This is a genomic window from Streptomyces africanus (assembly GCF_002150735.1).
Lineage (GTDB): Bacteria > Actinomycetota > Actinomycetes > Streptomycetales > Streptomycetaceae > Streptomyces > Streptomyces africanus.
This window is the reverse complement of the sequence record NZ_MUKA01000049.1, coordinates 1-8,602: the sequence shown is the minus strand read 5'-3', so window position 1 is coordinate 8,602 and position 8,602 is coordinate 1. Positions and strand designations below refer to the sequence as shown.

Annotated in this window: 10 protein-coding genes; 7 read left to right on the top strand and 3 right to left on the bottom strand. The window is 72.5% G+C overall.

Features of this window, described 5'->3' with window-relative positions; genetic code table 11:
- Positions 1–283 precede the first annotated feature (283 nt).
- A complete protein-coding gene (locus CCL05_RS07330; RefSeq protein WP_086559665.1) occupies positions 284–733 on the bottom strand; it encodes a nitroreductase family deazaflavin-dependent oxidoreductase in 450 nt (149 codons plus the stop codon).
- Positions 734–820: 87 nt separating this feature from the next.
- Positions 821–1,453 carry a LysE/ArgO family amino acid transporter gene (locus CCL05_RS07325; RefSeq protein ID WP_086559664.1) on the bottom strand — a complete coding sequence of 211 codons (633 nt, stop codon included), beginning with the start codon at positions 1,451–1,453 and terminating at the stop codon, positions 821–823.
- A 351-nt stretch (positions 1,454–1,804) separates the two neighbouring features.
- Between CCL05_RS07325 and CCL05_RS07320 the strand changes: the two genes are divergently transcribed.
- The 5 genes from CCL05_RS07320 (at position 1,805) to CCL05_RS07300 (ending at position 5,282) form a co-directional block, all read left to right on the top strand.
- On the top strand, positions 1,805–3,001 hold the full coding sequence (locus CCL05_RS07320) for a cytochrome P450 (protein ID WP_086559663.1): 1,197 nt from the start codon (positions 1,805–1,807) through the stop codon (positions 2,999–3,001).
- A 12-nt stretch (positions 3,002–3,013) separates the two neighbouring features.
- Complete coding sequence (locus CCL05_RS07315) at positions 3,014–3,214, top strand: ferredoxin (RefSeq protein WP_086559662.1); 201 nt, start codon at positions 3,014–3,016, stop codon at positions 3,212–3,214.
- Between the two features lie 8 nt (positions 3,215–3,222).
- The gene (locus CCL05_RS07310) at positions 3,223–3,681 is read left to right on the top strand and encodes a nuclear transport factor 2 family protein (RefSeq protein WP_086559661.1); all 459 of its coding nucleotides are present in this window, start codon (positions 3,223–3,225) and stop codon (positions 3,679–3,681) included.
- Positions 3,682–3,709: 28 nt separating this feature from the next.
- Positions 3,710–4,246 (top strand): flavoprotein, encoded by a 537-nt coding sequence (locus tag CCL05_RS07305; protein WP_086559660.1) that lies wholly within the window; start codon positions 3,710–3,712, stop codon positions 4,244–4,246.
- Positions 4,247–4,313: 67 nt separating this feature from the next.
- Positions 4,314–5,282 carry an aldo/keto reductase gene (locus CCL05_RS07300; RefSeq protein ID WP_086559659.1) on the top strand — a complete coding sequence of 323 codons (969 nt, stop codon included), beginning with the start codon at positions 4,314–4,316 and terminating at the stop codon, positions 5,280–5,282.
- Positions 5,283–5,314: 32 nt separating this feature from the next.
- On the opposite strand, the gene CCL05_RS07295 is transcribed toward CCL05_RS07300, so the two are convergent.
- Entirely contained in the window at positions 5,315–6,154 is an 840-nt protein-coding gene (locus tag CCL05_RS07295) for a phytanoyl-CoA dioxygenase family protein (protein ID WP_086559658.1), read from the bottom strand.
- Positions 6,155–6,217: 63 nt separating this feature from the next.
- On the opposite strand from CCL05_RS07295, the gene CCL05_RS07290 reads away from it, so the two are divergent.
- Both CCL05_RS07290 and CCL05_RS07285 read left to right on the top strand, forming a co-directional pair.
- Positions 6,218–7,183 carry a helix-turn-helix domain-containing protein gene (locus CCL05_RS07290; protein WP_086559657.1) on the top strand — a complete coding sequence of 322 codons (966 nt, stop codon included), beginning with the start codon at positions 6,218–6,220 and terminating at the stop codon, positions 7,181–7,183.
- Between the two features lie 293 nt (positions 7,184–7,476).
- Positions 7,477–8,602: RNA polymerase sigma factor (locus tag CCL05_RS07285; RefSeq protein WP_425275898.1), on the top strand; the 1,126-nt coding region annotated here is incomplete at its 3' end.

Here is an 8,602-nt window from a genome sequence, read left to right as displayed (position 1 = left end):
GCGCTCCCCGGCCTCGCTGGGCGGGCGGTGTTCGGGCCCCGGCGGACGGGTGGCGTTTCCGGCCTCGCCGGGCGCGCGGTGTTCGGGCCACGGCGAACAGGTGGTGTTCCGGGCCCCGCCGGGCCCGCGGCAACCCGTGCCCCGGCGGACGGGCGAGGGCCGCTTCGCCCTCTTCGGCCGGAGAACGGGTGCCTGGGCGGTCGGCCGCTGCCGGACCGCCCGGACTGCGCATCCTCACCCGGCCGGAATGTTCGCCCGGGGGCGCGCCCGAAGGCCCCCCGCCTCACCCGCCGTCGGCCGGCTCCAGGACGAACACCGGGATCTCCCGGTCCGTCTTCTTCTGGTAGTCGGCGTAGGGCGGATACGCCGCGACGGCGCGGTCCCACCACTCGGCCTTCTCCTGGCCCGTGACCTCACGGGCGATCATGTCCTGCTTGACCGGACCGTCCTGGAGCTCCACGTGCGGATCGGCCTTGATGTTGAAGTACCAGACCGGGTGTTTGGGCGAGCCGCCGAGGGAGGCGACCGCGGCGTACCGCCCTCCGTGCTCCACCCGCATCACCGGTGTCTTGCGCAGCTTGCCGCTCCTGGCACCCCGTGAGGTCAGGACGACCACCGGCATCGTCGAGCCCTGGAGGGTCGTGCCCTGCGTACCGCCGGAGCTCTCGTACAGTTCCACCTGCTTGCGCACCCACTGTGTCGGGCTGGGTTCGTACTCGCCCTGGAGGGGCATGGCATCCGTCCCTTCGTCGTGTCACCGTTGACCGGCATCCCACTTCAACATCTATACGCCCGCGGATCATCCGTAACGCACCGCGTCTTACCCCGGAGCCACTGCCATCCGTACGGCCAGGACGGTCATCACACCGCTCGCCACCAGTGCCGTCCCCAGCCGGCCCCGGGGACCGGTCAGCGCCCGCCCCAGCAGCGCTCCGCTCCCGGCGAGCAGCACCTGCCAGCTCGCCGAGGCGGCGAAGGCGGCGAGTACGAAGACGCCCTGCTCCCCAGGTCCGGCCGGGCCCGCGGCCCGGGAGCCGAGCACGAGGGCCGCGAAGTAGATCACGGTCGTGGGATTGAGGAGGGTGATGCCGAGCAGTCCCAGATAGGCCCGGGCGGGGCCCGGGGGAGCGGGGACCGTCCGTGGGGCGAGCCGGTGGCCGCGGTAGGCGCGCACGGCCGTGACCGCGCCCCACACCGCCAGCGCGAGCAGCACCAGGACACAAACCCACCGCAGCGGCCCGAGCACCGGCCGCAGCGCGCCCGCCAGGGCCGTGCCCCCGAGCGTGGCCGCGAGGGCGTACAGCCCGTCGGCGGTGGCGACGCCGAGCGCGGCGCAGACACCGGTGCGCAGGGACGTGCGGGCCGTGAGGGAGACGAGATACGTCCCGACGGCGCCGACGGGGACGGCGATGCCGTACCCGGCGAGCAGCCCCGCGACGAGCGCGGCCGTCATGACCGCGGTGGCGTCGGCCCTCCGCGGCGGCCGGCCCGCTGCTGTCGGCGCGCGGCAGGAGCGGCGGCGGACAGCGGCAGCAGGACGGCGACGACAGACATGGCTGGATCCTGGGCCCTGCCCCGCCCCACCGACAACCGGTTTTCCCACCGGCACCGGCACGCTGCCGCTTCCGGCAAGGGGCAGGCTCTCACCACCCGGCCCCCCGAAGCCCCACGTTCGAACGGGAAGACGGCGTTCCTCGGCCATGTTGCCGCCGCCACCGATCTGGCCGAACTTCGCGTCGCTCCATAGGTGCCTGGGGCATCTAATGAAGATCGGCACGACGCACACTTCGTCTGCGAGGTCTTCATGACGGAAACGACCGCACCCGTCGCCTTCCCCCAGAGCCGGACCTGCCCCTACCAGCCGCCCGCCGCGTACGACTCGTTGCGCAGCGAGCGCCCCCTGACCCGTATCACCCTCTTCGACGGCCGTGAGGCGTGGCTGGTCAGCGGCCACGCGACCGCCCGCGCGCTGCTGGCCGACCCGCGCCTGTCCTCCGACCGCAGCCGTCCCGGCTTCCCCGCCCCGACCCGGCGATTCGCCGGGATCAAGAACCGCAGAACGGCCCTCCTCGGCGTCGACGACCCCGAGCACCACGCCCAGCGGCGGATGGTCGTCGGCGACTTCACCCTCAAGCGGGCCGTCGAACTCCGGCCACGGATCCAGCAGATCGTCGACGAACGGCTCGACGCGATGATCGCCCAGGGGCCGCCCGCGGACCTGGTGAGCGCCTTCGCGCTGCCCGTGCCGTCCATGGTGATCTGCGCCCTGCTCGGCGTCCCGTACGCCGACCACGACTTCTTCGAGACCCAGTCACGACGGCTGCTGCGCGGCCCGGAGACCGCCGACGTGGAGGACGCCCGCGACCGGCTGGAGGCGTACTTCGGCGAGCTGATCGACCGCAAGCAGCAAGACCCCGGCACCGGCCTGCTCGACGACCTCGTCCACCGGCAGCTGCGCGAGGGCGCGCTCGACCGCGAGGGCCTGACCGCCCTGGCGCTCATCCTGCTGGTCGCGGGCCACGAGACGACCGCCAACATGATCTCGCTCGGCACCTTCACCCTGCTCCAGCACCCCGAGCGGCTGGCCGAGCTGCGCGCCGACCCGCGGCTGCTGCCGGCCGCGGTCGAGGAGCTGATGCGGATGCTGTCGATCGCCGACGGCCTGCTGCGCCTGGCCGTCGAGGACATCGAGGTGGCTGGGACGACGATCCGCAAGGGTGACGGCGTGGTCTTCGCGACCTCCGTCATCAACCGCGACGAGACGGTCTACCCCGAGCCGGACGCGCTCGACTGGAGCCGATCGGCCCGCCACCACGTCGCCTTCGGCTTCGGCATCCACCAGTGCCTCGGCCAGAACCTCGCCCGCGCCGAACTCGAGATCGCCCTGCACACCCTCTTCGACCGGCTGCCCACGCTGCGGCTGGCCGCCCCGGCCGAGGAGATCCCCTTCAAACCGGGCGACACGATCCAGGGGATGCTGGAACTCCCCGTGACTTGGTAAGAGGCTTCCGACATGCACATCGACATCGACAAGGACGTCTGCATCGGCGCGGGCCAGTGCGCCCTGACCGCCCCGGACGTGTTCACCCAGGACGACGACGGCTACAGCGCCCTGCTGCCCGGCCAGGAGGACGGCGGCGGCAGCCCCCTGGTGCGGGAGGCGGCCCGGGCGTGCCCGGTGAGCGCCATCACCGTGTCGGAGACGGTGAGCTGAGAGGATCCGTGACCGACCGCCCGCCGCTGCCGCCCTTCACCCGGGACACCGCCGCGCAGAAGGTCCAGGCCGCCGAGGACGCCTGGAACACCCGCGACCCGCACAAGGTCGCCCTCGCCTACTCGGAGGACTCCGTCTGGCGCAACCGCGACACGTTCCTCACCGGGCGTGCCGAGATCGTCGAGTTCCTCACCGGGAAATGGGAGCGCGAGCGGGAGTACGCGCTGCGCAAGGACCTGTGGGCCTTCGACGGCAACCGCATCGCGGTCCGCTTCCAGTACGAGTGCCGGGACGCGGAGGGCCGGTGGTGGCGCTCCTACGGCAACGAACTGTGGGAGTTCGACGAGCACGGCCTGATGACCCGCCGCGAGGCGAGCATCAACGACGTGCCGATCAAGGAGCGGGACCGCCGCATCTTCGGCCCGCGGCCGGAACGGGAGCGCGGAGCCACGTTTCCCGTCCGGTGAGCCCGATGGAGTGACTAGGGTTTCCGGGATGACCGAACAGGCCGCCCGGAAGCCCTTCCTCTACGTCGTCGTCTGCGCCGCCGGCATCGCCGCGGACGTCAGCAAACTGATCACCGCCGCGCAGGAGCGCGACTGGGAGGTCGGTGTCATCGCGACGCCCGTCGCCATGAACGGCTTCTTCGACACCGCGGCCGTCGAGGCCCAGACGGGCCGCCCGATCCGGTCCGCCTGGCGCACCCCGGGCGAGCCGCGCCCGTTCCCGGCGCCCGACGCCGTGGTCGTCGCACCCGCCACCTTCAACACCGTCAACAAGTGGGCGGCCGGCATCGCCGACACCCTCGCCCTGGGCACCCTGTGCGAGGTCGCGGGGCTGGGCGTGCCGGTCGCCGTCCTGCCGTGCGTGGCCGACGCCCTGGCCTCCCACCCCGCCTACCGGGACAGTCTCGAACGGCTGCGGGGCATGGGCGTGCGGTTCGGGCAGCCGTACACCGGAGAACCCGACGAGGACGGCGGCCGGCCGGAGTTCGGCTGGGAACGGGCGCTGGACCTGGTCGAACCCGGCTGACGCCTTCGAGTGCGCACGAGCACGTACGCTCCCCCTGGAACACCTCCCGAAGGCAGGAGCAGCAACGATGCAGTACGTGAAGCTCGGTTCGACGGGCCTGGACGTCTCGCGGATCTGTCTGGGGTGCATGACCTACGGCCTGCCGGACCGGGGCCGGCACGAGTGGACCCTCGACGACGAGGCCTCACGCCCGCTGATCCGGCAGGCGGTCGAGGCGGGGATCAACTTCTTCGACACGGCCAACGTCTACTCCGACGGCACCAGCGAGGAGATCGTCGGCCGGGCCCTGCGCGACTTCGCCCGCCGCGACGAGATCGTGCTCGCCACGAAGGTGCACGGCCGGATGCGGCCGGGGCCCAACGGCGGCGGCCTGTCCCGCAAGGCGATCATCAGCGAGCTCGACCAGAGCCTCACCCGCCTCGGCACCGACTACGTCGACCTCTACCAGATCCACCGCTTCGACCCGCACACCCCCGTCGAGGAGACGATGGAGGCCCTGCACGACGTCGTCAAGGCCGGCAAGGTCCGCTACATCGGGGCGAGTTCGATGTACGCCTGGCAGTTCTCCAAGGCCCAGTACACCGCCCGGCTGAACGGCTGGACCCGCTTCGTCTCCATGCAGAACCACTACAACCTCCTCTACCGCGAGGAGGAGCGCGAGATGCTGCCCCTGTGCGCGGACCAGGGCGTCGGCGTGCTGCCCTGGAGCCCGCTCGCCCGCGGCCGTCTCACCCGCGACTGGGACACCACGACCGAGCGCAGCGCCACCGACACCTTCGGCAGCAACCTGTACCAGGAGGGCGACCGCACCATCGTCGAGGCGGTCACCCGCATCGCCGGGGAGCGGGACGTGCCCCGGGCCCAGGTCGCCCTCGCCTGGTTGCTTCACCAGGACACGGTGACCGCCCCGATCGTGGGGGCGTCGAAGCCCCAGCACCTGGACGACGCGGTGGCAGCGGTGGAGCTGGAACTCAGTGACAAGGAACTCGAGGAACTGGAGCGGCCCTACACACCGCATCCGATCGCCGGTCACTGATACCGGCCCCCTGGGAACCGGCAGACGACAGATCAGTGGGGGCCCCGCGGCGCGAACTCCGTCCCGCAGGGCCCCGCCCCCTCGCTCTCCGGGAGCACCACCCGCGCCCCGCTCATCGTCAAGGTCCGGTAGAACCTGCCGATCCGCTCCGCCGACCGCCCCACGTAATGCCCGATGAACGACCGCCGGAACCGGTCCGCCGTCGCGTTCGGCTGCGACCCGTGCACCAGACTGCCGTTGAAGAACAGGACGTCCCCCGGCTCCATGTCCACCGGCACGGCGGCCAGACCGGGCGGCGGCGGAACGTACTCCCGCGCGAAGGACACTCCCGCGTCCGCCTCCTCCGGGCAGAACAGGTCCATCCGGTGCGTGCCCGGCACGACCTCCAGCCCGCCGTTGTCCCGGTCGATCACCTCGCAGGCCAGCCACGCCGCCACACACGTGCCCGGCTCCACCCGCAGATAGAAGTTGTCCTGGTGCAGCGCCTGCCCCCGGGCACCCGGCGGCTTGAAGTAGAACATGCTCTGCGCGGCCAGGACCTCCTCCCCGAGGAGCACCTCCAGCACCGTCCGCAGCCGGGCGTCCAGCAGGACGTCGCGAGCGAGGTCGTTGATCTCGTGCGGGTGCATCACCCGCGGCCAGACGTGCAGCGGATCGGCGCCCGGCCCCGACGCGCGCGGCTCGAAGTGCCCGGGAACCGGACCGGCCGCACGCAGCGCCGTGAACTCGTCGCACAGCCGCTCGGTCTCGTCGGCCCCGAAGAGCCCGCGCACGACCGTGAAACCGTCCTGCTGGAAATCCTCCCGGTACCGCCGGAGCGCGGCAGGGTCCAGGATGGGAGCGCCGGCGGCGCCGTTGCCCGTGACTGTCATGAGCGCACTCCTCGGTCAGTGGTCCCCGGCACGACACGCTAGGCCACCGACGTGCCGAGGAGGATGCCCGTGCGTGCTGACGGATTGCCCGGTACTGCTGAGCACGGGCACGACGGGGACCCCGCACCGCCGCCCGGCCTGGTCGTGCTCGGCCGCTTCGACCAGCCGCCCGGCTACGTCGTCAACCGCCCGAGGGGGTCGGCGAGTTGGCTCTTCACCTGGACCACGGGAGGCCGTGGGCGGCTCTGGCAGGGCGGGGCGCAGACCTCGGCCGGCGCGGGCCACCTGGTGGTGCTCGCCCCGGGGGCCCCGCACCGCTACGCGGTCGAGCCCGGCGCCCGGCGCTGGCGGTTCTGGTGGGCGCACTGCCGGGCCCGCCCGTCGTGGGCCGCGTGGCTGCGGCCGTACGAGGCCGGTGACGGGATGTACGTGGTCGCGTCCGCCCCGGCCGGAGTGCACGGCCGTGTCGAGGCGGCGTTCCGGCGGATGCACGCCGACGCCCGCCGGCCCGGGGCCGGGCCACCACCGCCCGAGGCGGTGACCTCGGAGGCTGCCGCGGACGACACCGCGGACCCGGACGGGCAGATCGCCGTCGCGCACGGCGGCGTCGCCCGCGAACTGGCCCTGTGCGCACTGGAGGAGATCGTCCTCCTCACCACCGCCGGTGCCCGGCCGACGGCACCCCGCCCCGGCATCGACGCACGGATCCAACGGGCCCAGGAGCTGATCGACGCCGACCCGGGCGCCCCGCACACCGTCCGCTCACTGGCCGAACAGGTCTCCCTGTCGCCGTCCCGCTTCGCCCATCTGTTCAGCCGCCAGCTCAGCCGGTCGCCCATGCGCGCCCTGCGCGAGGCGCGGCTGCGTCACGCCGCCCGCCTGCTGGAAGGCACCGACCTGCCCGTGGAACGCGTCGCCGCGGCCTCGGGTTTCGCCAGCCCGTTCCACTTCAACCGCGTCTTCCGCGAGCGCTACGGGACACCTCCGGGGGCCTACCGGAACGCCGCTCACGGCGGCCGGTGGGGCTGAGCGGCGGTGTGGTCATTGGTTCCGGGACGAGTCGCGAAAACGCATCGGAAAAAAACAGAACGGACAGTGCGGAAATCCCTTTCGCACCGCACATTGACGTTTTGTCAAAAGGCTCTGGCCACCTACGCAATGCACGAAACCGGGCGATCACTTGTTCCCTGTCGCTGACCTGTGCAAAGGTGTGCCCTGTCGGCGTCCGGACAACACGCCTTTCTTCGCATGCGCGAGGCCGCCGGGTCGACATACCCCTTGGTATGGACTTTCTCCCGCATGTCCTTGAGAGGAATGCAGCCGTGAACGACGCAGGCCCGTCGAATTCTCCGGGTCCGGCCCGCAGGATCGGCGCGACGGACGAGCAACTGAGCGCCGAGCTCAGGAAGTGGACGGGGGCGACCCCCGCGCTTCACCCCGTCGGCGAGCTGCTGGACCGGCACTGGGAGGCGGCCTCCGCCTACGCCCGGCTGTGCACCGACGGGCCGCGTTCCGCCGGAATACTCACCACCGCCGCATTCACCCGGATCTTCGGCGAAACCCTGCGCCAGACCGGCCCCACCTCCGCGTGGCGGCCCCATCTGCTCGTCACCGTGCGGCGTATCGCCGCCGAGTGGGCCACCGACCACAGACGCGACATGCTCCACCCGGAACTGCTGTCCGGGGCCGGCGAGGGGGAGCGGGTGAGTGCCCGGCTGCTGCCGCAGCAGCACCGGCGCCTGCTGTCCGGTGCCTTCCAGCGGCTGCCCCAGTCGGCGCGCTGTCTGCTGTGGCACGTCGAGGTCGAGGCCGAACCGCTCGCCGCCCCGGCCGGGCTGCTCGGGCTGGACGAGGAGGGCGCCCGCGTCGAACTGGACCGGGCCCGTGACCGGCTGCGCGAGGAGAGCCTCCAACTGCACCGCGAACTCGCGCCGGACGAGGAGTGCCGGCGCTATCTCCGCCTGCTCGACGTGACGTACCGGCGTGGCGGCCTCGGCATCGACCCGGATCTACGCGCGCATATCCAGGGCTGCGGGCACTGCGCCGCTGCCGCGGACCAGCTCGGCCGGTTCAACCACGGGCTCGGTCTCGCCCTGGCGGAGGCGGTGCTCGGCTGGGGCGGGCTGGAGTACGCGGAGAGCAGATCGAGCGGCGTCGCGGACAACGGCGTGACGGACGTCCCGAGGCCCGGCACGGAGACGGCCGCAACGGGGGCCGGCACGGAAACGGCCGCAACGGGGGCCGGGCTCACCGCAGGTGTGGCCGGCGGGGAGGCCTTCCCCGACCCCGTCGTCCTCGCGGGCATGGCCGGGGAGTCGTTCACCGACCCGGTCGGCCCGCCGGCCGTCCCCGCGACAGAGCCAGCAGCGCACGCCCACGACGGCTTCCCCACCCCGCCCGATGTCCCGCCGGCCGGTGGAACCACTCCCGGCCGGCGGGACATCGGGC

Bases quoted from the DNA above. Each gene is read 5' to 3' on its own strand.
- CCL05_RS07330 (WP_086559665.1), bottom strand. From the start codon at position 733: ATGCCCCTCCAGGGCGAGTACGAACCCAGCCCGACACAGTGGGTGCGC.
- CCL05_RS07325 (WP_086559664.1), bottom strand. From the start codon at position 1,453: ATGACGGCCGCGCTCGTCGCGGGGCTGCTCGCCGGGTACGGCATCGCC.
- CCL05_RS07320 (WP_086559663.1), top strand. From the start codon at position 1,805: ATGACGGAAACGACCGCACCCGTCGCCTTCCCCCAGAGCCGGACCTGC.
- CCL05_RS07315 (WP_086559662.1), top strand. From the start codon at position 3,014: ATGCACATCGACATCGACAAGGACGTCTGCATCGGCGCGGGCCAGTGC.
- CCL05_RS07305 (WP_086559660.1), top strand. From the start codon at position 3,710: ATGACCGAACAGGCCGCCCGGAAGCCCTTCCTCTACGTCGTCGTCTGC.
- CCL05_RS07300 (WP_086559659.1), top strand. From the start codon at position 4,314: ATGCAGTACGTGAAGCTCGGTTCGACGGGCCTGGACGTCTCGCGGATC.
- CCL05_RS07295 (WP_086559658.1), bottom strand. From the start codon at position 6,154: ATGACAGTCACGGGCAACGGCGCCGCCGGCGCTCCCATCCTGGACCCT.
- CCL05_RS07290 (WP_086559657.1), top strand. From the start codon at position 6,218: ATGCCCGTGCGTGCTGACGGATTGCCCGGTACTGCTGAGCACGGGCAC.